Here is a 23,461-nt window from a genome sequence, read left to right as displayed (position 1 = left end):
ATCAGACAGCGCTGGCGTGAACAAGGCGGCGGTGACGATGCGGAACCGGACGGTCACTGCGCGTCGGGCCCGTACACCTCGACCTCGTCCGAAACACGGCGCACATGGATGCACTCGCCGGGACACTCCTTCGCCGAGTCCACCACGTCCGTGAGAAGCGGCAGCGGCACGGGCGTTGTCGCCCCCCGCGCCTGGAGCAGCTCGTCGCCCGAGCCCTTCACATAGGCCAGACCGTCGATGTCCAGCTCGAACACCTCGGGCGCGTACTGCGCGCAGATGCCGTCACCGGTGCACAGGTCTTGGTCGATCCAGACCTCCAGCTCCTCGCCACCGTCCGCGATCCGCTGCTGCACGCTCATGTCTCCTGCCGTTTCACGTCGAGCCGGGCGGGAATCAGGCCAGCTCCGACGGGTGTTGAACGTCTCGACCCTACCTCCGTCGGCTTTCCAATCATGTTCGGTGGGTATTCCCCTGGCGTGAGGGAGAGCGCAAGGGTGAAGATCGGACACACCCCGACAGTCTTTGTGATCTAGGGGTTTCAATCGACACCCACCCAGGTAGGGTCTGGAAGCGTCCAGCTCCCCTTGGAGGAGGTGAGGACCGTGGCAGCCCACGACGACGACATGAACCGCGGCATCCGCCCGGGACGAGGGTCCGACGACCCGGCCGGGCAGATCGCCTACCTTGAGCAGGAGATCGCCGTCCTGCGACGCAAGCTCGCCGACTCTCCGCGGCACACGAGGATTCTCGAAGAGCGGATCGTCGAGCTGCAGACCAACCTGGCCGGCGTGTCCGCGCAGAACGAGCGACTGGCGAACACACTCCGCGAGGCCCGCGACCAGATCGTGGCCCTCAAGGAAGAGGTCGACCGGCTCGCCCAGCCGCCCGCCGGGTTCGGCGTCTTCCTGCAGTCCAACGAGGACGGCACCGCCGACATCTTCACCGGCGGCCGCAAGCTGCGGGTGAACGTCAGCCCCGGCGTCGAGCTCGACCAGCTCAGGCGCGGCCAGGAAGTGATGCTCAACGAAGCACTCAACGTGGTCGAGGCCATGGAGTTCGAGCGCGTCGGCGACATCGTCACCCTCAAGGAGATCCTCGAGGACGGCGAGCGCGCCCTCGTGCTCGGGCACACCGACGAGGAGCGGGTGGTGCGGCTCGCCGAGCCGCTGCTGGACGTCACCATCCGCCCCGGCGACGCCCTGCTGCTCGAACCCAGGTCGGGCTACGTCTACGAGGTCGTGCCCAAGAGCGAGGTCGAGGAACTCGTCCTCGAAGAGGTCCCCGACATCGGCTACGAGCAGATCGGCGGCCTCGGCAATCAGATCGAGATGATCCGCGACGCGGTCGAGCTGCCGTACCTCTACCCGGACCTGTTCAAGGAGCACGAACTGCGTCCGCCCAAGGGTGTGCTGCTCTACGGGCCGCCCGGATGCGGCAAGACGCTCATCGCCAAGGCCGTCGCCAACTCGCTGGCCAAGAAGGTCGCCGAGGTCACCGGCCAGGCCGCCGGCAAGAGTTTCTTCCTCAACATCAAGGGCCCCGAGCTGCTGAACAAGTACGTCGGCGAGACCGAGCGGCAGATCCGCCTCGTCTTCCAGCGCGCCCGGGAGAAGGCCAGCGAGGGCACCCCCGTCATCGTCTTCTTCGACGAGATGGAGTCCCTCTTCCGCACCCGCGGCTCCGGCGTCAGCTCGGACGTGGAGAACACCATCGTCCCCCAGCTGCTCGCCGAGATCGACGGCGTGGAGGGCCTGCAGAACGTGGTCGTGATCGGCGCCTCCAACCGCGAGGACATGATCGACCCCGCCATCCTGCGGCCCGGCCGACTGGATGTGAAGATCAAGATCGAGCGTCCGGACGCCGAGGCGGCCAAGGACATCTTCGCGAAGTACCTCACCGAGCGCCTGCCGCTGCACGGCGACGACCTCTCGGAGCACGGCGGCGACAAGGGCGCCACGGTCGGCGCCATGATCCAGACCGCGGTCGAGCAGATGTACGCCGAATCCGAGGAGAACCGCTTCCTGGAGGTCACCTACGCCAACGGCGACAAGGAAGTCCTCTACTTCAAGGACTTCAATTCCGGCGCCATGATCGAGAACATCGTGGGCCGCGCCAAGAAAATGGCGATCAAGGACTTCCTGGAGAAGAACCAGAAGGGTCTCCGCGTCTCCCACCTGCTCCAGGCATGCGTGGACGAGTTCAAGGAGAACGAGGACCTGCCGAACACCACGAACCCGGACGACTGGGCCCGGATCTCCGGAAAGAAGGGCGAGCGGATCGTCTACATCCGCACCCTCATCACCGGAAAGCAGGGCGCGGACACCGGCCGCTCCATCGACACGGTGGCGAACACCGGTCAGTACCTGTAAAAACAGGGCGGCTGCGGGTGCCCTCACCGGGTACCCGCAGCCGACTGCTTTCCAGGGGCCACCGCACGGAGCAGGCAATGACGCAAATGATCTCCCCACCAGCGCAAAGGCGTTCTAGGCTCTTTCGTACCGCCGGGTCGCGCAGTGCGGGGACGGGCACCGCACAGGCACCCGAGCACCAGCGGTACTTGAGCGCCGCCCTCGACCGAGGGCGCCGCCGGGCAAGGAGGGCCGCATGACCGTACGGCGAGTGATGGGCATCGAGACGGAGTACGGGATCTCCGTCCCCGGTCACCCCAACGCCAATGCCATGCTCACCTCGTCCCAGATCGTCAACGCCTACGCGGCGGCGATGCACCGGGCCCGCCGGGCCCGCTGGGACTTCGAGGAGGAGAACCCGCTGCGGGACGCCCGCGGCTTCGACCTCGCCCGCGAGGCCGCCGACTCCAGCCAGCTCACCGACGAGGACATCGGCCTGGCCAACGTCATCCTCACCAACGGCGCACGGCTCTACGTCGACCATGCCCACCCCGAGTACAGCGCACCCGAGGTCACCAACCCGCGCGACGCCGTGCTGTGGGACAAGGCGGGCGAGCGGATCATGGCCGAGGCCGCCGAACGGGCCGCCCAGCTGCCCGGCGCCCAGCCGATCCACCTCTACAAGAACAACACCGACAACAAGGGTGCCTCCTACGGCACGCACGAGAACTACCTGATGCGGCGGGAGACCGCCTTCTCCGACATCGTGCGCCACCTCACGCCCTTCTTCGTCTCCCGCCAGGTCGTCACCGGCGCAGGCCGCGTCGGCATCGGCCAGGACGGCCACGAGCACGGCTTCCAGCTCAGCCAGCGCGCTGACTACTTCGAGGTCGAGGTGGGCCTGGAGACCACGCTGAAGCGCCCGATCATCAACACGCGCGACGAACCCCACGCCGACGCGGAGAAGTACCGCCGGCTGCACGTGATCATCGGCGACGCCAACCTCTCCGAGATCTCCACCTACCTCAAGCTGGGCACGACCTCCCTGGTCCTGTCCATGATCGAGGACGGCTTCATCGCCGTCGACCTGGCCGTGGACCAGCCCGTCCGCACCCTGCACCAGGTCTCGCACGACCCGTCGCTCAAGCGGCTGATCACCCTGCGCAGCGGCCGGACACTCACCGCGGTGCAGCTCCAGATGGAGTACTTCGAGCTGTCGCGCAAGTACGTCGAGGAACGCTTCGGCGCCGATGCCGACGAGCAGACCAAGGACGTCCTCGCCCGCTGGGAGGACACCCTCAACCGCCTGGAGAACGACCCGATGAGCCTGGCCGGCGAGCTGGACTGGGTCGCCAAGCGGGAGTTGATGGAGGGCTACCGGCGCCGCGACGGCCTCGACTGGGACGCCGCCCGCCTGCACCTCGTGGACCTCCAGTACGCCGACGTACGCCCGGAGAAGGGCCTGTACAACCGTCTGGCGGCCCGGGGGCGGATGAAGCGGCTGCTGGACGAGTCCGAGGTCGACCGGGCCCGCAGGAAGCCGCCGGAGGACACCCGGGCGTACTTCCGCGGCCGCTGCCTGGAGCAGTACGCCGACGACGTGGCCGCCGCCTCCTGGGACTCGGTCATCTTCGACCTGCCGGGCCGCGACTCGCTCCAGCGCGTCCCAACCCTGGAACCGCTTCGCGGAACGCGTAATCACGTCAAGGAGCTGCTCGACCGCTGCCGTACCGCGGAGGACCTGGTCAGGGTCCTGTCCGGCAGCTGAGCGGGTACCCGGACCGGACCGGCCGGACAGGGTGGAAAACGCCCTGGCCGGGAATCATCGAGATGGCCCCCGGACGTTGCGGAAACCGTGGGGCCGATGTCGGACCCGGCTTGTAGGGTCTGATCATCACCGATCGGCGGTAACGCCGACCATGTCGGGCGAACTGAGCGGGGTGAGGGTTATGGCAACGAAGGACACCGGCGGCGGCCAGCAGAAGGCGACGCGCGCGACCGAGGAGGTCGAGGAGCAGGCGCAGGACGCACAGGCGGCCGAAGACCTCAAGGAACGCCACGAGAAGCTGAGCGACGACGTGGACGACGTCCTGGACGAAATCGATGATGTACTCGAGTCCAACGCCGAGGATTTCGTGCGGTCCTTCGTTCAGAAGGGCGGGGAGTGAAGGCCTGAGAGGGCTTCGTCCTTAGGTTCGAAGGTGGCGGGGGTGGGAGTGGCTGGCGGCCCGGATGTGCAGGAATGCGGGAAGGGTGAGCGTGAGCTGTCTCCTGCCGCGTTCGCACGGGATCGAGCATCGAAGGGATGGCCTCCAGGCCTACCGCCGGGAGTGCGTGGCGGAGTACGGTGCCGCGCACTACCGGCGCCGGCCGGAGGCCATGGGAAAGCCGGTCCGCGAGAAGGCCGACGTCCCGGCGGGGCACGAGCCCTGCCGGGTGCGTGGCGAAATCGAGCCCCCCGGTGAGTGGCATCGCAACGCGACAGCCTCCGACGGCCTGTCGACCCGCTGCAAGACCTGCCGGGCGATCCGGAGGCAGCAAGATCATCTGAAGCGCCGGTACGGCCTCACCGAAGCTGAGCGCGACGAGTTGATCACCTGCCGGGGAGGCGTCCGCTGTATATGTCTGTCGGCTCCGCCGGAGCATGTGGATCACTGCCATGAGACGGGTAGGGTCCGTGGCGTACTGTGCTTCAGCTGCAACGCCGCACTGGGGCAGTTCAAGGATCGGCCCGATGTCATGAGGCGGGCTGCTGCTTATGTGGAAGGAAACGCGTGGAAGCCAACACTCGTAGCACCGGGCGTCTACCAGCTGCCTTCCTGACGCCTGGGTCCTCGTCCTTCATGGACTTCCTCTCCGAGCACCAGCCCGAGCTGCTGCCCGGCAAGCGGCAGCTGCCGCCCGCGCAGGGGGTGCTGGAGGCGCCGCACGGCACGACGATCGTGGCCGTGACCTTCCCCGGGGGCGTCGTGCTGGCCGGTGACCGGCGCGCCACCATGGGGAACGTCATCGCGCAGCGGGACATCGAGAAGGTGTTCCCGGCGGACGAGTACTCGGCCGTCGGCATCGCCGGTACGGCCGGTCTGGCCGTGGAGATGGTCAAGCTGTTCCAGCTGGAGCTGGAGCACTTCGAGAAGGTCGAGGGCGCGCAGCTGTCGCTGGAGGGCAAGGCGAACCGGCTGTCGACCATGATCCGTTCCAACCTGGGCATGGCCATGCAGGGCCTCGCCGTCGTGCCGCTCTTCGCGGGGTACGACGTCGACCGCGACAAGGGCCGCATCTTCTCCTACGACGTCACCGGCGGCCGTAGCGAGGAGCACGGCTACGCGGCCACGGGCTCCGGTTCGATCTTCGCGCGCGGTGCCATGAAGAAGCTCTTCCGCGAGGACCTGACCGAGGCCGAGGCGACCACGCTGGTGGTGCAGGCCCTGTACGACGCGGCAGACGACGACTCGGCGACCGGTGGTCCCGATGTCGCCCGCCGGATCTATCCGATCGTCACCGTGATCACCGATGACGGCTTCCGCCGGCTCACCGAGGACGAGTCCTCCGAGATCGCCCGCTCGGTGCTGCAGCGGCGTCTGGAGCAGCCGGACGGCCCGAGGGCCGCGCTGCTGTAGCGGCGGCCGGTCCTTGCCCAGGGTGATCGAGTGACCTCTACAGAAAGGGACGGATAACCGGTGTCGACGCCGTTCTATGTCTCACCCCAGCAGGCGATGGCGGACCGGGCGGAGTACGCCCGCAAGGGCATCGCCCGCGGCCGCAGCCTGGTCGTGCTCCAGTACGCCGACGGAATCGTCTTCGTCGGTGAGAATCCGTCCCGTGCGCTGCACAAGTTCAGCGAGATCTACGACCGGATCGGGTTCGCGGCCGCCGGCAAGTACAACGAGTACGAGAACCTGCGGATCGGCGGTGTCCGCTACGCCGACCTGCGGGGTTACACCTACGACCGGGACGATGTGACCGCGCGCGGTCTGGCCAACGTCTACGCCCAGACGCTGGGCACGATCTTCTCCAGCGCGGCGGAGAAGCCGTACGAGGTGGAGCTGGTGGTCGCCGAGGTGGGGGAGACCCCGGAGGGCGATCAGATCTACCGGCTGCCGCACGACGGGTCGATCGTGGACGAGCACGGCTCGGTCGCGGTCGGCGGCAACGCCGAGCAGATCAGCGGTTACCTGGACCAGCGCCACCGGGACGGGATGACGCTGGCCGAGGCGCTGAAGCTGGCGGTGCAGGCGCTGTCCCGCGACACCAACGGCAGCGAGCGGGAGATTCCCGCGGAGCGCCTGGAAGTGGCCGTACTGGACCGGACGCGTCCGCAGCAGCGCAAGTTCAGGCGCATCGTGGGTCCGCAGCTGGCCCGGCTGCTGCGCGGCGGCAGCACCGACACGTCCAAGGACACCGACGAGCCGGAGGACTCCTCCGGGTCCGACGGGACCGGGTCGGACGAGACCGGGAAGTAGCCCGCCGCGGGTGTTCCGGGTGCCCCGGCCGGCGTCTCTTCGACGCCACGGCCGGGGCACCGGTGTCTCAGGAGGGCCGTGGCGGGGCCGTGGAGCCGCGGACCACCAGTTCCACCGGGATGTCGCCGCCGTGCGGCGTACGGCCCTCCAGGACCGCCAGGAGGGCGTGCATGCCGCGTTCGCCGAAGAGTTCCGCGTCCAGCCGCACGGTGGTCAGTTCGGGGTCGATGGCGGTGGCCAGGGCCAGGTCGTCCAGGCCTGTGACGGACAGGTCGTCGGGGACCCGCAGGCCGAGGCGGCGCAGCGCCTTGTAGGCGCCCGCGGCCAGTTTGTCGTCGTCGCAGACCAGCGCGGTGGGACGGGGCCCTGGTGCGTGGAGCGCGGCCTCGGTGGCGGCCCGGGCGTCCTCGATGGAGATCGGGGCGCGGGCGGTGCGCACGGAGGTGTCGGGCCGGGCGCCCACGCGGGCGGCCAGTTCCCTGGAGCGCACCTCGAAGGTCCAGGAGGGCACGTCGGCGGCGAGGTGGAGGAAGCGCCGGTGGCCGAGGCCGAGGAGGTGGTCGGCGACCTGGCGTACGCCGTCGGCGATGTCCAGGTTCACCGTGGCCGCGCCGAGGCTGCCCTCGGGGTCGCTGTCCAGCATGACCAGGGGCAGCTGGTCGCCGCGGATGGCGGTGAGGGCGTCGGCGGCCATGGAGGAGGCGATCACGCCGTCGAGGGCGGCCTGGGCGGAGGCGAAGGGGTTCCGCGCCGGGCCGATGCCTTCCGGGGAGGGGTAGAGGACGACGCCGAAGCCGTGGTCGGCGGCCACCCGGGCGGCGCCGGTGTAGACGCCGGCGAAGAACTCGGTGGTCAGGGCGGGGACGACGAGCAGGACGGTCCGGGTGTGGCCGAGGCGCAGGTTGCGGGCGGCGAGGTTGGGCCGGTAGCCGAGGTCGAGGGCGGCCTGCCGGACCCGCTGGGCGGTCGGCTCCGAGACCCGGCCGCGCCACTTGTCGCCGAGGACCAGGGAGACGGCGGCCTGCGAGACCCCGGCGGCCTGGGCGACGTCCCGGCTGGTGGGGCGCGTGCTTCCTCGTGCCACCGTGGCGCTGCTCCTTAGCTGCTGGGCGTGTGCCGCCGGACGCTCCGGCCCTTCGGTCCACGTCCGTCGTCTGGACTGGTGAACAGCGCACATGGTACGTATGGCGGGAGAAGTTATACGTAAAACTTGGTTCGCTGGAGGGCGTGCGATGGCCGCGGGATTCGCGGGATACCTGGAGATCCTCAGGGCGCGGCACGCCGCCCGGCTGCTGACCGGCACGCTCGTGGGGCGGCTGCCGAACGCGACCGCGGCTATCGCGATCGTGCTGTTCGTCCGCGCCGAGGGCGGCACGTACAGCCTCGCTGGGGCGCTGGCGGCGGTGTACGGCGTCGCGAACGCGGTGGGCCAGCCGGTGCTCGGACGGCTGGTCGACCTCTACGGGCAGCCCCGCGTCCAGCTGCCCGCGGCGCTGGCGGCGGCCCTGGCGATGTCCGCCTTCGCGTTCACCGGGACGCGCTCGCCCGTGCTCGCCTGGGCGGCGGTGGCCGCGGCCGGGCTCTTCACCCCGCCGCTGGAGGGCGGTCTGCGGGCCCTGTGGCCCTCCGTGCTGCGCGGCCAGGAGCAGGTGCACGTGGCGTACGCGATGGACGCGGTGGCGCAGGAAGTCATGTTCACCGTCGGACCGTTGCTGGTGACGCTGTGCGTGTCGCTGTGGTCGGCGCAGGCCGCCCTGGTGGCGCTGAACGTCCTCGGGGTGCTGGGCGCGCTGTCGGTGGTCCTCTCGGCCCCTTCCCGGGCCTGGCGTTCGGCGCCGCGCGAGGCGCACTGGCTGGGTGCCCTGCGCTCGCCCGGTCTGCTGGCCCTGCTGGGGGCGTTCCTGTTCATCGGGATCGCGCTGGGCTCGATCACGGTGGCGGCGGTGCCGTACGCGGACGAGCACGGGGGCGACGCGGTGTACGGCTGGCTGATGGCGGCGCTGGGGCTCGGCGCGCTGGTCGGCGGGGCCGTATACGGGGCGCGGCAGTGGGCGGGTGTGCCCGAGCGGCGACTGCGGGTGCTGGTGGCGCTTCTGGCGGTGTGTTACCTGCCGCTGACGCTGATGCCGGGCGCGGTGGCGATGGTGCTGCTGACGGTGGTGTCCGGGCTGTTCCTGGCGCCGTGCATCGCCTGTGCGTTCATCATCGTGGACCGGCACGCGCCGAGGGGGACGGTGACGGAGGCGTTCTCCTGGCTGGTGACGACGTTCACGGTGGGCGCGTCGGTGGGGACGGGGGTCGCGGGCCCGGTGGTCCAGGCGGGCGGCGCGCTGTGGGGGTTCGCCGTGCCGGCGGGGGCGGGGGCCGTGTCGTTGCTGGTGCTGCTGGCCACCGGATCGGTCCTCGCAGCTCCCGCCGGGCGGCCGGTCGTTGCGGCTTCATCGGAAAATGATCCAAATCGTGCTGTCGAACCCCGTTTCAGCTCGGGGGATCGGGCGTAATGTTCAGTCATGGACCGCCGCATTTTCGGGCTGGAGAACGAGTACGGCGTCACGTGCACGTTCAGGGGACAGCGCCGCCTGTCGCCTGACGAGGTGGCGCGGTACCTCTTCCGCCGTGTCGTGTCATGGGGCCGCAGCAGCAATGTGTTTCTGCGAAACGGCGCCCGGCTCTATCTCGACGTGGGGTCACATCCGGAATACGCGACACCCGAGTGTGACAATGTGACCGAACTGGTCACCCACGACAAGGCCGGCGAGCGCATTCTCGAGGGACTCCTGGTAGACGCGGAACGACGCCTGCACGAGGAGGGAATCGCGGGCGACGTCTACCTCTTCAAGAACAACACGGACTCGGCGGGCAACTCCTACGGCTGTCACGAGAACTATCTGGTGGCGCGGCACGGGGAGTTCTCCCGGCTCGCGGACATCCTCATTCCGTTCCTGGTCACCAGGCAGTTGCTCTGCGGTGCCGGAAAGGTCCTGCAGACACCGCGCGGGGCCGTGTACTGCGTGAGTCAGCGAGCCGAGCACATCTGGGAGGGTGTCTCCTCGGCGACGACCCGCTCCCGGCCGATCATCAACACGCGCGACGAGCCGCACGCGGACGCCGAGCGCTACCGCAGGCTGCACGTCATCGTGGGCGACTCGAACATGTCCGAGACGACGATGCTGCTGAAGGTCGGGGCCACCGACCTGGTGCTGCGCATGATCGAGGCGGGCACGGTGATGCGTGACCTGACCCTGGAGAACCCGATCCGGGCGATCCGCGAGGTCAGCCACGACATCACGGGCCGCCGCAAGGTACGCCTGGCCAGCGGCCGCGAGGCCTCCGCCCTGGAGGTGCAGCGGGAGTACTACGAGAAGGCCGTGGACTTCTGCGAGCGCCGCGGCGTCCGCACCGGCACGGTGGAGCAGGTGCTGGAGCTGTGGGGCCGCACGCTGGACGCGATCGAGAGCGAGGACCTCGACCGGATCGGCACCGAGATCGACTGGGTGATGAAGTACAAGCTCATCGAGCGGTACCGGGCCAAGCACAACATGACCATGTCGCATCCGCGGGTCGCCCAGATAGACCTCGCCTACCACGACATCCACCGCCGTCGTGGGCTGTACTACCTGCTGGAGAAGAAGGGCCAAGCAACGCGGATCTGCAACGACTTGAAGATCTTCGAGGGCAAGTCGGTACCGCCGCAGACCACTCGGGCGCGGTTGCGCGGCGACTTCATCCGGCGGGCGCAGGAGCAGCGCCGTGACTTCACGGTCGACTGGGTGCACCTGAAGCTGAACGATCAGGCGCAGCGCACGGTGTTGTGCAAGGACCCGTTCCGTTCGGTGGACGACCGGGTGGAGAAGCTGATTGCCGGAATGTGACCCGGACGAGGTGAGTGACGCGTTCCCGCGCTGATTGCCGGAACGCCACACGGGCGCCGTACGTTTCACGTGCGGCGCCCTTCTCGCACCGTAGAGTTGCGCGCACGCCATCCACAAGATCGACCGATTACGAGGCCCACCGTGCGCCGACGCTCTCTGCTTCTTTCCGCTCCCGCGGGACTGGTCACCCTGGCCGCCTGCGGCAACGACAAGTCCGGCTCGGGCAGTGCCGGTGACACCGTCTCGCAGTCGCCGTCGCCCACGGCCCCGGCGACGTCCGCCGCACCGCCGCCGAAGATCGTCTCCGGGCCGCTCCCGGCGATCACGGCTGGCACGAAGTTCGGCGAGAAGCCGACCGTCGCCAAGGGCGGAGGCACCCCGTCCAAGGACGTCGCGGTCAAGACGGTGATCGCGGGCGGCGGCCGTACGGTGGCGGAGAACGACTACGTCCAGGCGCACTACCTGGGCCAGATCTGGGACACGGCGAAGGTCTTCGACAACTCCTACGACCGCAAGACGCCCCTGCTCATCCAGCTCGCGCAGGGCACGATCATCGACGGCTGGCGTTACGCGCTGGCCGGCAAGAAGGTCGGCAGCCGGGTGCAGTTCTCGGTCCCGCCGACCTGGGGCTACGGCAAGCAGGGCAACGCTCAGGCAGGCATCAAGGGCACCGACACGCTGGTGTTCGTCGTCGACGTGCAGGACGCGTTCAACTCCAAGAGCTCGGCCAAGGGCAGGACGGTCCCGCAGAACGACGCGAACCTGCCCAAGGTCGGCACCGACACCGACGGCGCGGCCCCCTCCCTCGACGTGCCCAGGAAGCCGGCGCCGAAGAAGCTGGTGGCGGACTACGTCATCGAGGGCGACGGTCCGGTGGTCAAGGCGGAGAGCACCGTGCTCGTGCAGTACAAGGGCGTGCTGTGGGACGGCGGCAAGGAGTTCGACTCGACGTACAAGAGGAACCAGCTGACATCGTTCTCGCTCCAGCAGGTCGTCAAGGGGTGGGCGCAGGGCCTGACCGGCAAGAAGGTCGGCAGCCGGGTCCTGATCGTCATCCCGCCGTCCCTCGGATACGGCGACAACCCGCCGCCGGACAGCGGCATCCAGAAGGACTCCACGCTGGTGTTCTCCGTGGACATCCTGGCCGCGATGTGAGCAGCCGGGGATGTAAGACTGTGGATGTTGCCTTTTCGCAGACAAGCAGGAGCTAGAGACGTGAGCATCGACAAGCCCGAGATCGACTTCCCGGGCGGCGAGCCCCCGGCGGACCTGGAGATCAAGGACATCTGGGAGGGCGACGGCGAGGTGGCGCAGGCGGGTCAGACCGTCACCGTCCACTATGTGGGTGTCGCCTTCAGCACCGGCGAGGAGTTCGACGCCAGCTGGAACCGGGGCACCCCCTTCCGCTTCCCGCTGGGCGGCGGCCGTGTCATCCAGGGCTGGGACCTGGGCGTGCAGGGCATGAAGGTCGGCGGCCGGCGCCAGCTGACCATCCCGGCCCACCTGGCCTACGGCAACCAGAGCCCGACCCCGGCGATCCAGCCCGGTGAGACGCTGATCTTCGTCGTCGACCTGCTCGGGGTCTGATCGCCGTCGGCCGTCTCCGGGGCTGATCGCCGCCGCGCGGATCCGTCCGGGAAGCCGGTCGGTCCCCGCGGGATGGGATTCCCCTGGGGCCCATGCCCGGCCGGGCATGGGCCCTCGGCTTTTGCCACCGCGCCGCGGGGCGGTACGGTCATCGGCAGTAGCACCATGAGGAAGGTGACGGGCGTCGATGGCCATTGCCAAGGCCGAGCGGCTGATGAACCTCGCGCTGTGCCTGCTCGGGACCCGGCGGCCGCTCAGCAAGCGCGAGCTGCGCGAGTCCATCGAGGCCTACGTCGAGGCCTTCGGACCGGGCAGGGGCACGGCCCCCGGACCGGACAGGGGTGCGTCGGGATCCGACGACTCCTTCAACCGCATGTTCGAGCGGGACAAGGACGACCTGCGCGAGCTGGGACTCGTCATCGAGACCGTGGAGAGTCTGGACGGCGAGGTCGGCTACCTGGCCCGCCGGGACAGCAACCGGCTGCCGCCCATCACCCTGGACGCCGAGGAGGCCGCCGCCCTGGGGCTGGCGGCCAAGGTCTGGCAGCAGGCCCGGCTCGCCGGGGCCGCCAGCGGCGCCCTGCAGAAGCTGCGTGCGGCCGGGCTGCCCGAGGACGTCGACCCGTACGAGGCGCACAGCGCCCTGGAGCCGCGCATCCCGGTGCACGAGGCCGCGTTCGAGCCGCTGATGCTGGCCTGCCGCGACCGCCGCCCGGTCCTCTTCGACTACCGCAAGGCCAGCGCCGCCCGCCCCGAGCCCCGGCACGTGGAGCCGTGGGCGCTGGAGTGCTGGCGCGGCCACTGGTACCTGGCCGGCTTCGACCGCGACCGCGGCGCCGAGCGGGTGTTCCGGCTGTCGCGGATCACCGGCAAGGTGCGCTCGCGCGGCGCCCGGTTCACCGCTCCCGTGCCGGACGTCGTCACCGTGCGGGAGACCGTCGCGGGCTGGGCGGGCGAGATCGCCGACCGCTCGGCGCGGATCCGGCTGCGCTCGGGGGCCGGGTACCCCCTTCGGGCGAAGGCGACCGCCGTCCGGGAACTCGGCGACGGCTGGGACGAGTTGGACATCCCGTACGGGCACGGACTGGACGCCTGGCTGGTGGAGTTCGGACCGGACGTGGTGGTCCTGGAACCCGCCGAGCTGCGGGCCGACGTGGTGGACCGGCTGCGTGCCGTGGCCAAGGGCTGAGGGGGAGCGAGCGACACAGTGGCAGGCAAACCGGTCAGGCCCACGAACGCCATCGACCAGACCCGGCGGATGCTCTCCCTGGTGACCTACCTGAGGGAGCGCCCGGGCGCCCGGATCGAGGACGTGGCGCGCGCCTTCGGCATCAGCGAGGACGAGCTGGTCTCCGACCTCGACGTGCTGCCCATGTGCGGCACCAGCTTCCGCGGCGGCGACCTGCTCGACATCGACACCGACGGCGAGCGCATCTGGTGGCACAACCCGGCCGCGCTCGGCGCGGACGCCGCCGAGCCGCTGCGGCTGGCCGCCGACGAGGCGACCGCGCTGCTCGTCGCGGCCCGCGCGGTGGCCACCCTGCCGGGGCTGCGCGAGAGCGACCGCCAGGCGCTGCTGCGGGCGACCGCCAAGGTGGAGACCGCGGCCGGTGAGGTGGCGGGCGCCAGCTCGCGCCTCTCGGTGACCTTCGAGTCCGAGGGCGGCGTCTTCGCCGACGTCGACCGGGCCATCTCCGAGCGGCGCCGCCTGTGGATCCGCTACTACTCGCCCGCGCGTGACGAGGTCACCGAGCGCGAGATCGACCCCATCCGCCTGGTCAGCGTCGGACACACGTACGTGGAGGCCTGGTGCCGCCGCTCCGAGGCGCGCCGCACCTTCCGGCTCGACCGGGTCGCCGAGATCAAGATCCTCGACGAGCCGTCCGCACCCCCGGAGATAGAGCTGCGCGACCTGTCCGAGGCGCTGGTGCAGCCCGCCGCGGAGGACCCCGAGGTCGTCGTCGAGGTCGGCCCGGGCGGGCGCTGGGTCGCCGAGTACTACCCGCACGACAGCGCCGAGGAACTACCCGAGGGCGGGCTGCGCATCACGCTGCGCACCCCCGACCCGGCCTCGCTCAGACGCCTGGCGCTGCGCCTGGGCCGGGACGGCCGGATCGTCGCCCCGGCCGCGCTGGCCGACAGCGCCCGCCGGGCGGCGCGCGACGCCCTCGCGGCGTACGACGGCGTCGTGGAGGAGACCGGCCGGGAACGGCGGACCGGCGGGGCGGTCGCGGCGGCCGGGCGCACCCCGGCCGGCCACACCGCGCACGGCGGCTCGCCGGAGCCTGCCCGGCCCCACGACAGGCAGGAGCGGGCGCTGTGAGCGAGACGACGACCCCCGGAGGCGGGGGGATGTCGGTGGCGGCGGCCTTCGCCGGGATGCGCAACGTGACGCCCGCGGTGTTCCGCGCGGGCTGCCCCGACTGCCGGGCCTGCTTCGAACTCGACGCGAGCGCGCTGCGTCTGGTGGTCGGCGCCAGCAGCCGTACCACCTTCTACTCCTTCACCTGCCCCGCGTGCGGCGTCTCGGCCCGCAAGCCCGCGGGGGAGCGCATCGTCGAACTGCTCACCAGCGGTGGGGTCAGGGCGCTGCGACTGCACGGCGCCGTCTGAGGCCGGACCGCGGGGCGGCCCGGCGAGCGGGCTGACGTCCGCGTCCACTGATGTGAGGCACGGCCCGGGGGACCCGGGAGGGCGGCAGGGACGCGGCCGGTGTCGGCACGCGGGAGCCCGGGCCTCTTCCCGCGGGTCTTCGCCGCCGGGAAGAGAGCAGGGGGACGCGGGCCCGCCGGACGGATCGCACCCGGACCGGCAGGACCGGATCGGCCGGCCAGGAGGAGGCGCCTGATCCGCAGGTGAGGACATCCGCGTGGCGCCGCCGGCGTACGGACAGCCCGGTACCTGACCTGACGGAACGGGCGGGCACGGGCCGGTCGGGGACCCGCCGAGGCCGTTCGCAGCCGCGACGCCCGCCCTGAGGCCGTCGGCCCGGACGGAGCGCCTTCCCGGACCGTCTAGGCTCAGGGGCATGGTGTGGCCGATGTTCGCGGTAGCTGCGGGGTTTCTGGGACTTGCCGTCCTCGGTGTGCTGGCGGTCCGGGTCTTCCTGGAGGCGCAACGCCTCGGCAGGCAGGTGTCGGACTCGGCGCGGCGCATCAACAGGGCCGCCGAGGATCTGGAGCGGGCTGCCGTGAGCGCGGCGCGGGCCGCCGACCCCCGATGAGCCCGCGCCTGAGCCGGTCCCGGCCGGGCCGGAGCGGCCCGGGAACTTCTGTGAAGTTCGAAACGTCAGGTCCGGTGGAGTGCCGCGGCCTGTACCCACGCTCTTGTGGCTGGGTACGCTCTAGGCGCGGCCCGGTGATCGAGGCGCGGTCCGCACGGCACGAGTACACGTGGGGATGGTTTCGAGTTCATCCCCGGGCGATACGATCGCTGTCAGCACGATGGTCAGACCCCTGTCCGTCCGGTCGGTCAGGACCCGCCGCCCCGCCTCAGTGAGAAGGTGAAGACAGATGTTCCGCAACGCACTCGAGCCGTGGCACCTGGTGCTGTTGATTCTCGTGATCGTCCTGGTGTTCGGCTCGAAGAAGCTGCCGGACATGGCGCGCTCGCTCGGCAAGTCCGCTCGCATCCTGAAGAGCGAGGCCAAGGCGATGAAGGGCGACGGCAAGGCGTCCTCGACCACCGCCCAGCCGGCCGAGGAGGAGCAGACCCCGCAGGCGCAGCGCACGATCCAGGCCTCCCCCGGTGACGTGACGAGCTCCCGCCCGGTCGCCGAGCCGACGGACACGACTCCCCAGCGCTGACGCGAGGACCGGGACCTCTCCGGTCCACTGCACGAGATGAGGATGTGGGTTGCTCAAGCCTGCCCCCAAGAAGGAGAGGGATCCCGAGGGGCGTATGCCGCTCGCGGACCACTTGCGTGAGCTGCGCAACCGGCTCGCGAAGGGTGTCGCGGCGATTCTCGTCGTGACGGTGGTGGCGGCCTTCTACTACAAGGACATCACCAACTTCATCACGAAGCCGGTGCTGGACTCCATCGGGTGCCCGCAGACCTTCGGGCAACTGGCGAAGGCCAAGGACAACCACTGCGCCCACCTCACGGTCAGCGGTCTGCTCGCGCCCTTCACCCTGGCCCTGAAGGTCGCGCTGACGACGGGCATCGTGCTGGCGGCGCCGGTCTGGCTCTACCAGCTGTGGGCCTTCGTCGCGCCGGGTCTGCACCGGCACGAGAAGAAGTACGCCTACGCCTTCGTGGCGTTCGGCTTCCCGCTCTTCCTGGCCGGCGGCTACCTCGCATACAACGTGCTGCCGACGACGGCGAAGTTCCTGATCGACCTGACGCCCAGCCAGGCGGAGAACCTGCTGCCCCTGGACGACCTGCTCGACCTGAGCATCCGCATGGTCGTCGTCTTCGGCCTCGCCTTCGAGATGCCGCTGCTGCTGATCATGCTCAACCTCACCGGCGTCCTGTCCGGTCGGCGCATGCTCGGCTGGTGGCGCGGCATGATCGTCGGCATCGCCGCCTTCGCCGCCGTGGCCACGCCCAGCCCCGACCCCGGCACGATGCTGTCCCTGGCGGCGCCGATCTGGGGTCTGTTCTTCATCGCCGTGGCGTTCTCCCTGCTCAACGACCGCCGCAGGCTCCGCCGCGCCGGGACGGGCCTGTCCGACGACGAGGCCTCCGACCTCGACCTCACCCCCGAGGACATCGGCGACGTGGAGCCGGTCTCCGCCAACCGGGCCCTGCCGGAGCAGTCCGGCACGGAAAGGGTCAACGGCTACGACGACGTGACCTGAGCCGCCCCGCGCACCGGGCCGGCCGCTCGCCCCGCGAGCGGCCGGCTTCTGTCTGTCCGGGGCCCGTGGGTGCCGTGACGGCGGTCGGCTCCCGGCCCGATCGGGATAATGATCGTCCTGTTGTCAGTGCGGCCCGGTACGCTCGAAAGCACGATGACTCAGGACCTCTCACCGGCCGAGCGGTACGCGGCAGCGCGCAGGCGAGCTGCCGAGCAGGCCACCGCGCTCGCGGGTTTCCGCGAGATGTACGACTTCGGCCTCGACCCGTTCCAGATCGAGGCCTGCCGGGCCCTTGAGGCGGGCAAGGGCGTGCTGGTCGCCGCGCCCACCGGCTCCGGCAAGACGATCGTGGGCGAGTTCGCCGTCCACCTCGCCCTCCAGCAGGGCAAGAAGTGCTTCTACACGACACCCATCAAGGCGCTGTCCAACCAGAAGTACTCCGACCTGTGCCGCCGTTACGGCAGCGGCAAGGTCGGTCTCCTCACCGGCGACAACAGCGTCAACTCCGACGCCCCGGTGGTCGTGATGACCACGGAGGTGCTGCGGAACATGCTGTACGCCGGCTCGCAGACGCTGCGCGGCCTCGGCTACGTGGTCATGGACGAGGTGCACTACCTCTCCGACCGCTTCCGCGGCGCCGTCTGGGAGGAAGTGATCATCCACCTGCCGGAGTCGGTGACGCTGGTGTCACTGTCGGCGACCGTGTCCAACGCCGAGGAGTTCGGCGACTGGCTGGACACCGTGCGCGGCGACACCGAGGTGATCGTCTCCGAGCACCGGCCCGTCCCGCTGTTCCAGCACGTGCTGGCCGGCCGCCGGATGTACGACCTGTTCGAGGAGGGCGAGGGCCACAAGAAGGCCGTCAACCCCGACCTGACGCGCATGGCCCGCATGGAGGCCAGCCGCCCGTCGTACCAGGACCGCAGGCGCGGCCGGAACATGCGCGAGGCGGACCGGGAGCGCGAGCGCCGCCAGCGCTCCCGGATCTGGACGCCGAGCCGCCCCGAGGTCATCGAGCGGCTGGACGCCGAGGGCCTGCTGCCCGCCATCACCTTCATCTTCAGCCGCGCCGCCTGCGAGGCGGCGGTCCAGCAGTGCCTGTACGCGGGCCTCAGGCTCAACGACGAGGAGGCGCGGGGAAAGGTCCGCGTCCTCGTCGAGGAGCGCACCGCCGCCATCCCGCGCGAGGACCTGCACGTCCTCGGCTACTACGAGTGGCTGGAGGGCCTGGAGCGCGGCATCGCCGCCCACCACGCAGGCATGCTCCCGACCTTCAAGGAGGTCGTCGAGGAACTGTTCGTGCGCGGCCTGGTCAAGGCGGTCTTCGCCACCGAGACCCTCGCCCTGGGCATCAACATGCCCGCCCGCTCGGTGGTCCTGGAGAAGCTCGTCAAGTGGAACGGCGAGCAGCACGCCGACATCACCCCCGGCGAGTACACCCAGCTGACCGGCCGGGCGGGCCGGCGCGGCATCGACGTCGAGGGCCACGCGGTGGTGCTGTGGCAGCGCGCCATGAACCCCGAGCACCTGGCGGGCCTGGCGGGCACCCGGACCTACCCGCTGCGCTCCAGCTTCAAGCCGTCGTACAACATGGCGGTCAACCTGGTCGAGCAGTTCGGCCGGCACCGCTCCCGGGAGCTGCTGGAGACCTCCTTCGCGCAGTTCCAGGCGGACAAGTCGGTCGTCGGCATCTCCCGGCAGGTGCAGCGCAACGAGGAGGGGCTGTCGGGCTACAAGGAGTCGATGACCTGCCACCTCGGTGACTTCGCGGAGTACGCGCGGCTGCGCCGCGAGCTGAAGGACCGGGAGAACGAGCTGGCCCGGCAGGGCGCCGTCCAGCGGCGGGCCGAGGCCGCCGTCGCCCTGGAGAAGCTCAAGCCCGGCGACGTCATCCACGTGCCCACCGGCAAGTTCGCGGGCCTGGCGCTGGTCCTCGACCCGGGCCTGCCGGCCGGCCGGGCGGGCGGCCACCGCGGCTTCGAGTACCAGGACGGCCCGCGCCCGCTCGTCCTGACCGCCGAGCGGCAGGTCAAGCGGCTGGGGGCCATCGACTTCCCGGTGCCCGTCGAGCCGCTGGAGCGGATGCGGATCCCGAAGTCCTTCAACCCCCGCTCCCCGCAGTCCCGCCGCGACCTGGCCTCCGCGCTGCGCACCAAGGCCGGGCACATTCCGCCCGACCGGCACCGCAAGCGGCGCTCGCAGGCGGCCGACGACCGGGAGATCGCGCGGCTGCGCACCGCGCTGCGCGCCCACCCCTGCCACGGCTGCAACGACCGTGAGGACCACGCCCGTTGGGCCGAGCGCTACCACCGGCTGATGCGCGACACCAAACAGCTGGAGCACCGCATCGAGGGCCGTACGAACACGATCGCGCGCACCTTCGACCGGATCGTCGCCCTCCTCACCGAGCTGGACTACCTGCGCGGTGACGAGGTGACCGAGCACGGCAAGCGGCTGGCCCGGCTGTACGGCGAACTCGACCTGCTCGCCAGCGAATGCCTGCGCGAGCGCGTGTGGGAGGGCCTGGGTCCGGCCGAACTGGCCGCCTGCGTCTCCGCGTTGGTCTACGAGGCCCGGGTCGGAGACGACGCCATGGCGCCCAAGCTGCCCTCCGGCAAGGCGAAGGCCGCGCTCGGCGAGATGGTGCGCATCTGGGGCCGCCTCGACGCCCTGGAGGAGGACTTCCGCATCAGCCAGACCGAGGGGGTCGGCCAGCGCGAGCCCGACCTCGGCTTCGCCTGGGCCGCGTACATGTGGGCCTCGGGCAAGGGGCTCGACGAGGTGCTGCGCGAGGCGGAGATGCCGGCCGGGGACTTCGTGCGCTGGTGCAAGCAGGTCATCGACGTCCTGGGGCAGATCTCGGCGGCGGCTCCGCCGGAGAACTCCACCGTGACGAAGAACGCGCGCAAGGCGGTCGAAGGGCTGCTGAGGGGAGTGGTCGCCTACTCGTCGGTCGGGTGAGGTTCACCCGTTCGGGGCAGGGGGCGTGACGGTGTGCGGTCGATCCGCGCACCATCACGCCCCCTGACGTCTTTCTCACCCGTCCCGGTGAGGGATTTCGTATGCCTGTACGCCTATCCGTATACCGTCACATTCGGTGTTCGAATGAATTCGGGGCGTACAGAACCGCCGAGGGTACTCCTGTCCCCCGCGCCGTTTCAGGCCCTTGCGGAATATGACACGGCGTTGATCCGGTCGGACTAAGCTCGCCCGCAGCGCACCGAGTTGAGGTGTATTCGTGCGCTTGTTCCCAAACATCTCAAAGGTCCGACAGTTCCATGACATACCCCACTGGAAGCTGCCCCGAACCCCAGCCGATTCGTCACAGAGGGCTTACATGGTGAGTGTCCAATCGCCTCCTGGCGGCCGCGAACTTCCTTACGCGCGCGTGCTGCTGCTGCCGGTCATACTGATGGCGGCGGTCACCGGAGCCGCCGTCGCCCTGGTGACGGAACCGGCCCGCCTCGCCGTCGGCTGCTGCGGCGCCGTCGCCACCCTTCTCGTGCTCCTCACCGCCGCCGAAGCGGTGCGCCGCGGCCGTACCGTCCGCGAGCAGCGGGCCGAACACGCCCGCCGCACCGAGTACCTCCAGGAGCGCATCGCCGGCCACGACGAGCAGATCGCCTACCTCGCCTCGGAGATCCTCCCGGCCGCCGTCGACTACCTGCGCGCCAGCCACACCCCGCGCGAGGTCATGCGCGACCTCATCGACGGGGACCCGGAGTGGTGCCGCCTGCCCGAGCCGCAGCGCGCGGTGGTCCGCATGATCCTCAAGATCGTGGACCAGGAGGAGTCGATGCGCGACTCCACCCAGCGCTCCTTCGTCAGCATCGCCCGCCGCGTCCAGGCCATCGTGCACCAGCAGGCCAAGGAACTGAGGGAGATGGAGGAGGACCATGGCCGCAGCCCCGAGGTCTTCGACGACCTGCTGCGCATCGACCACGGCACAGCGCTGATCGGCCGCCTCGCCGACTCCATCTCCGTTCTCGGCGGCGGCCGGCCCGGCCGCCAGTGGCCCAACCCGGTCACCCTGTACAGCGTGCTGCGCGGCGCCATGTCCCGGATCCTGGAGTACCGCCGGATCGAGCTGCACTCCATCGCCAAGGTCAACATCAAGGGCACCGACGTCGAGCCGGTCATCCACGCCGCCGCCGAACTCCTCGACAACGCCACCCGCTACTCGCCGCCGCAGACCAAGGTGCACGTCACCGCCGTCGAGGTGCAGACCGGCGTCGCCATCGAGATCGAGGACGGCGGTGTCAGTCTCAACGAGGAGTCCCGCGACCGGATCGAGAAGATGGTCGAGGCGGCCAAGGCCGGGGTCGACCTCCAGGAACTGGGCGAGAGCCCGCGCCTGGGCCTCGCCGTCGTGGGCCGCCTGTGCACGGCGTACAAGATGCAGGTCTCCCTGCGGGCCTCCGCGTACGGCGGGGTCCGCGCGGTCCTCGTCGTGCCCAGCGACATGATGACCACCGACCCCGCACCGGGGCTCGCCCACGGCATCGGCGCCACCTCCATCCCCCGGCCCGGCGAGGACGCGGTGGAGGGCCCCAAGCGCGCCCCCAAGAAGCGCCGCCCCACCAGCCCGCGCATCCCCGCCTCCGTTCCGATGGAGGACGAGGTCCCCGAGGTGACCGAGTGGACCCCGAACGGTCTGCCGCAGCGTCGCAGCCGGGTCAAGATCCCGCTCAGCCAACGCATCGCCGAACAGGTCGCCGCCGAGCGCGCCGAGCAGGAGGGCGGCTCCGTGTGGAGCACGCCCCGGGCCGCCGTCCCCGAGCCCGCCGAGAAGGAACCCGAACCGGGCCTGTGGGTCGAGGCGTTCTGGGACGGCCTGAAGAAGGACAACCCCGGCCCGGACCCGACCGCGTTCACCCGGGACCCGACCGCATTCCTGCACCTGATCGAGAAGCCGGCCCGTGACGGAGCCGACGACGAGGGGGACCTCAAGTGATCCAGCAGCGCGCCAACTTCGACTGGATGCTCAAGGAGCTGAACGACGGCGTACCGGGCATCGAGATGATCGTGGTGCTCTCTGCCGACGGTCTGCGCATCGCCCGCTACGGCGGCGACCCGGACGCGGCCGACCGGGTCGCGGCGGCCTGCGCGGGCCTGCAGAGCCTGGCGAGCGCCGTCGCCGTCGAGATCCCCGACAGCGACGGCCGGATGAAGCTGGTCGTCATCGAGATCGGCGGCGGCTACTTCTACCTGATGTCCGCCGGTGCCAACGCCTACCTCGCCGTGCTCGCCGACATCCGGACCGAACCCGGCATGATGAGCGCCCGCATGCGCGACCTCGTGGTGCGCATCGGCGCCCACCTGACCAGTCCGCCCCGGCACGGTGGGCAGAGCGTATGACGCCTCCGCGACGCCAGAGGCGCTTTCCCGCGCACGAGCCGCCGCCCCCGAAACCCGCCAAGCAGGGTGAAGAGAAGAACCCGGAGCGGCTGTACGTGGTCGCCGGAGCCGGTGAGGACGGTGCCCGTGCCGCCCTCGACCTGGTCACCCTCGTGGTGGCGCGCGCCGAACCACCGCCGTCCGCCACCCCCGAGCAGACGGCACTGCTGCGGCTGTGCACCGCCCCGCTGTCCGTGGCCGAACTGTCGGCCTACCTCAACCTGCCGTTCAGCGCGATGACGGTCCTGATCACCGAGCTGCTGACGGCCGAACTGGTACAGGCGCGCGCCCCGATCGTGCGCCAGGCGGTCCCCGACCGTTCCCTCCTCGAAGCGGTGATGCATGGACTTCAACGGCTCTGACACCCTCCCCGGCCCGCGGACCGAGGACCACCTGCCGCACACGGCCCAGGCCGCGGTGAAGATCGTCATCGTCGGCGGTTTCGGGGTCGGCAAGACCACGATGGTCGGCTCGGTCAGCGAGATCAGGCCGCTGACCACCGAGGAGACCATGACCCAGGCCGGTATCGGGGTCGACGACGACTACGGCTCCGAGTCCAAGACGGCCACCACCGTGGCCATGGACTTCGGCCGCATCAGCATCACCGACCAGCTGGTGCTCTACCTCTTCGGCACCCCGGGCCAGGAACGCTTCTGGTTCCTGTGGAACGGGCTGTTCGAGGGGGCGCTCGGCGCGGTCGTCCTCGTCGACACCCGCCGCCTGGAGGTCAGCTTCGACGTCATGGGGCGGCTGGAGGAGCGCGGTGTGCCCTTCGTGGTGGCCATCAACTCCTTCCCCGACGCCCCCCGTTACCCGATCGCCGAGCTGCGGACGGCGCTCGACCTGGCCGAGGAGATCCCGATGGTCGAGTGCGACGTGCGGCGCCGGGCCTCCAGCCGGGACGTGCTGATGACGCTGATGCGCTTCCTGCACTCCCTGGCCATGACCGGCTCGCCCACCTGAGCCGCCCGGCCCCTCCCGCACTCACCCGCCC

At 70.3% G+C, this 23,461-nt stretch carries 23 protein-coding genes; 21 read left to right on the top strand and 2 right to left on the bottom strand.

Translation table 11 applies throughout. The annotated features are described in order from the left end of the window. Window positions 1–53: 53 nt before the first annotated feature. Window positions 54–359: a ferredoxin gene (locus AB0G56_RS08660; RefSeq protein WP_360965681.1), complete on the bottom strand. Its 306-nt coding sequence runs from the start codon at window positions 357–359 to the stop codon at window positions 54–56. Window positions 360–602: 243 nt separating this feature from the next. Between AB0G56_RS08660 and arc the strand changes: the two genes are divergently transcribed. The 6 genes from arc (at window position 603) to prcA (ending at window position 6,811) form a co-directional block, all read left to right on the top strand. Beyond that, the gene (arc, locus tag AB0G56_RS08655; protein WP_360965678.1) at window positions 603–2,369 is read left to right on the top strand and encodes a proteasome ATPase; all 1,767 of its coding nucleotides are present in this window, start codon (window positions 603–605) and stop codon (window positions 2,367–2,369) included. Window positions 2,370–2,604: 235 nt separating this feature from the next. After that, complete coding sequence (dop, locus tag AB0G56_RS08650) at window positions 2,605–4,116, top strand: depupylase/deamidase Dop (RefSeq protein WP_360965676.1); 1,512 nt, start codon at window positions 2,605–2,607, stop codon at window positions 4,114–4,116. A gap of 181 nt (window positions 4,117–4,297) precedes the next feature. Beyond that, a complete protein-coding gene (locus tag AB0G56_RS08645) occupies window positions 4,298–4,516 on the top strand; it encodes a ubiquitin-like protein Pup (protein WP_360965673.1) in 219 nt (72 codons plus the stop codon). Between the two features lie 166 nt (window positions 4,517–4,682). Next, on the top strand, window positions 4,683–5,171 hold the full coding sequence (locus tag AB0G56_RS08640; protein ID WP_360965671.1) for an endonuclease VII domain-containing protein: 489 nt from the start codon (window positions 4,683–4,685) through the stop codon (window positions 5,169–5,171). After that, the gene (gene prcB / locus AB0G56_RS08635) at window positions 5,123–5,968 is read left to right on the top strand and encodes a proteasome subunit beta (RefSeq protein WP_360965668.1); all 846 of its coding nucleotides are present in this window, start codon (window positions 5,123–5,125) and stop codon (window positions 5,966–5,968) included. The genes AB0G56_RS08640 and prcB overlap by 49 nt, the downstream gene beginning before the upstream one ends. Window positions 5,969–6,028: 60 nt before the next feature. Continuing rightward, complete coding sequence (gene prcA, locus AB0G56_RS08630) at window positions 6,029–6,811, top strand: proteasome subunit alpha (protein ID WP_360965666.1); 783 nt, start codon at window positions 6,029–6,031, stop codon at window positions 6,809–6,811. Between the two features lie 67 nt (window positions 6,812–6,878). Here prcA and AB0G56_RS08625 read toward each other — a convergent pair whose 3' ends face one another. Next, on the bottom strand, window positions 6,879–7,895 hold the full coding sequence (locus tag AB0G56_RS08625; protein WP_360965663.1) for a LacI family DNA-binding transcriptional regulator: 1,017 nt from the start codon (window positions 7,893–7,895) through the stop codon (window positions 6,879–6,881). Window positions 7,896–8,043: 148 nt separating this feature from the next. Here AB0G56_RS08625 and AB0G56_RS08620 point away from each other — a divergent pair, with 148 nt between their 5' ends. The 15 genes from AB0G56_RS08620 to AB0G56_RS08550 all read left to right on the top strand — a co-directional run bounded on the left by AB0G56_RS08620 (window position 8,044) and on the right by AB0G56_RS08550 (window position 23,430). Continuing rightward, window positions 8,044–9,312, top strand: a complete 1,269-nt coding sequence (locus AB0G56_RS08620) for an MFS transporter (RefSeq protein ID WP_360965660.1) — start codon at window positions 8,044–8,046, stop codon at window positions 9,310–9,312. 9 nt (window positions 9,313–9,321) lie between these two features. Beyond that, window positions 9,322–10,683, top strand: coding sequence for a Pup--protein ligase (gene pafA / locus AB0G56_RS08615; RefSeq protein WP_360965657.1), 1,362 nt, complete (start codon window positions 9,322–9,324; stop codon window positions 10,681–10,683). Between the two features lie 141 nt (window positions 10,684–10,824). Further along, window positions 10,825–11,838, top strand: coding sequence for an FKBP-type peptidyl-prolyl cis-trans isomerase (locus AB0G56_RS08610; protein WP_360965654.1), 1,014 nt, complete (start codon window positions 10,825–10,827; stop codon window positions 11,836–11,838). Window positions 11,839–11,898: 60 nt separating this feature from the next. Further along, window positions 11,899–12,270, top strand: a complete 372-nt coding sequence (locus tag AB0G56_RS08605) for an FKBP-type peptidyl-prolyl cis-trans isomerase (protein ID WP_360965651.1) — start codon at window positions 11,899–11,901, stop codon at window positions 12,268–12,270. A gap of 187 nt (window positions 12,271–12,457) precedes the next feature. Beyond that, a complete protein-coding gene (locus AB0G56_RS08600) occupies window positions 12,458–13,459 on the top strand; it encodes a WYL domain-containing protein (RefSeq protein WP_360965648.1) in 1,002 nt (333 codons plus the stop codon). Between the two features lie 18 nt (window positions 13,460–13,477). After that, window positions 13,478–14,593 carry a WYL domain-containing protein gene (locus AB0G56_RS08595; protein ID WP_360965645.1) on the top strand — a complete coding sequence of 372 codons (1,116 nt, stop codon included), beginning with the start codon at window positions 13,478–13,480 and terminating at the stop codon, window positions 14,591–14,593. Further along, window positions 14,590–14,883 carry a hypothetical protein gene (locus tag AB0G56_RS08590; protein ID WP_360965642.1) on the top strand — a complete coding sequence of 98 codons (294 nt, stop codon included), beginning with the start codon at window positions 14,590–14,592 and terminating at the stop codon, window positions 14,881–14,883. The genes AB0G56_RS08595 and AB0G56_RS08590 overlap by 4 nt, the downstream gene beginning before the upstream one ends. A gap of 415 nt (window positions 14,884–15,298) precedes the next feature. After that, window positions 15,299–15,493 (top strand): hypothetical protein, encoded by a 195-nt coding sequence (locus AB0G56_RS08585; protein ID WP_360965639.1) that lies wholly within the window; start codon window positions 15,299–15,301, stop codon window positions 15,491–15,493. Between the two features lie 289 nt (window positions 15,494–15,782). After that, window positions 15,783–16,076, top strand: coding sequence for a Sec-independent protein translocase subunit TatA (tatA, locus tag AB0G56_RS08580; RefSeq protein WP_360965636.1), 294 nt, complete (start codon window positions 15,783–15,785; stop codon window positions 16,074–16,076). A gap of 49 nt (window positions 16,077–16,125) precedes the next feature. After that, entirely contained in the window at window positions 16,126–17,070 is a 945-nt protein-coding gene (gene tatC, locus AB0G56_RS08575) for a twin-arginine translocase subunit TatC (protein WP_360965633.1), read from the top strand. Between the two features lie 108 nt (window positions 17,071–17,178). Then, window positions 17,179–20,031 (top strand): DEAD/DEAH box helicase, encoded by a 2,853-nt coding sequence (locus AB0G56_RS08570; RefSeq protein ID WP_360965630.1) that lies wholly within the window; start codon window positions 17,179–17,181, stop codon window positions 20,029–20,031. A 376-nt stretch (window positions 20,032–20,407) separates the two neighbouring features. Then, complete coding sequence (locus AB0G56_RS08565) at window positions 20,408–22,024, top strand: ATP-binding protein (RefSeq protein WP_360965627.1); 1,617 nt, start codon at window positions 20,408–20,410, stop codon at window positions 22,022–22,024. Continuing rightward, window positions 22,021–22,428, top strand: coding sequence for a roadblock/LC7 domain-containing protein (locus AB0G56_RS08560; RefSeq protein ID WP_360965624.1), 408 nt, complete (start codon window positions 22,021–22,023; stop codon window positions 22,426–22,428). The genes AB0G56_RS08565 and AB0G56_RS08560 overlap by 4 nt, the downstream gene beginning before the upstream one ends. Further along, window positions 22,425–22,829, top strand: a complete 405-nt coding sequence (locus AB0G56_RS08555) for a DUF742 domain-containing protein (protein WP_360965622.1) — start codon at window positions 22,425–22,427, stop codon at window positions 22,827–22,829. The genes AB0G56_RS08560 and AB0G56_RS08555 overlap by 4 nt, the downstream gene beginning before the upstream one ends. After that, window positions 22,810–23,430: an ATP/GTP-binding protein gene (locus tag AB0G56_RS08550; protein WP_360965619.1), complete on the top strand. Its 621-nt coding sequence runs from the start codon at window positions 22,810–22,812 to the stop codon at window positions 23,428–23,430. The genes AB0G56_RS08555 and AB0G56_RS08550 overlap by 20 nt, the downstream gene beginning before the upstream one ends. Window positions 23,431–23,461: the final 31 nt, after the last annotated feature.

It is taken from the genome of Streptomyces sp. NPDC021356 (assembly GCF_040641015.1).
Lineage (GTDB): Bacteria > Actinomycetota > Actinomycetes > Streptomycetales > Streptomycetaceae > Streptomyces.
This window is presented reverse-complemented; position numbering and strand designations above follow the sequence as displayed.

Coding starts and splice junctions, on each gene's coding strand:
- AB0G56_RS08660 (WP_360965681.1), bottom strand. CDS start 359: ATGAGCGTGCAGCAGCGGATCGCGGACGGTGGCGAGGAGCTGGAGGTC.
- dop (WP_360965676.1), top strand. CDS start 2,605: ATGACCGTACGGCGAGTGATGGGCATCGAGACGGAGTACGGGATCTCC.
- AB0G56_RS08645 (WP_360965673.1), top strand. CDS start 4,298: ATGGCAACGAAGGACACCGGCGGCGGCCAGCAGAAGGCGACGCGCGCG.
- AB0G56_RS08620 (WP_360965660.1), top strand. CDS start 8,044: ATGGCCGCGGGATTCGCGGGATACCTGGAGATCCTCAGGGCGCGGCAC.
- pafA (WP_360965657.1), top strand. CDS start 9,322: ATGGACCGCCGCATTTTCGGGCTGGAGAACGAGTACGGCGTCACGTGC.
- AB0G56_RS08600 (WP_360965648.1), top strand. CDS start 12,458: ATGGCCATTGCCAAGGCCGAGCGGCTGATGAACCTCGCGCTGTGCCTG.
- AB0G56_RS08585 (WP_360965639.1), top strand. CDS start 15,299: ATGGTGTGGCCGATGTTCGCGGTAGCTGCGGGGTTTCTGGGACTTGCC.
- tatA (WP_360965636.1), top strand. CDS start 15,783: ATGTTCCGCAACGCACTCGAGCCGTGGCACCTGGTGCTGTTGATTCTC.
- AB0G56_RS08570 (WP_360965630.1), top strand. CDS start 17,179: ATGATCGTCCTGTTGTCAGTGCGGCCCGGTACGCTCGAAAGCACGATG.
- AB0G56_RS08565 (WP_360965627.1), top strand. CDS start 20,408: ATGGTGAGTGTCCAATCGCCTCCTGGCGGCCGCGAACTTCCTTACGCG.
- AB0G56_RS08555 (WP_360965622.1), top strand. CDS start 22,425: ATGACGCCTCCGCGACGCCAGAGGCGCTTTCCCGCGCACGAGCCGCCG.
- AB0G56_RS08550 (WP_360965619.1), top strand. CDS start 22,810: ATGGACTTCAACGGCTCTGACACCCTCCCCGGCCCGCGGACCGAGGAC.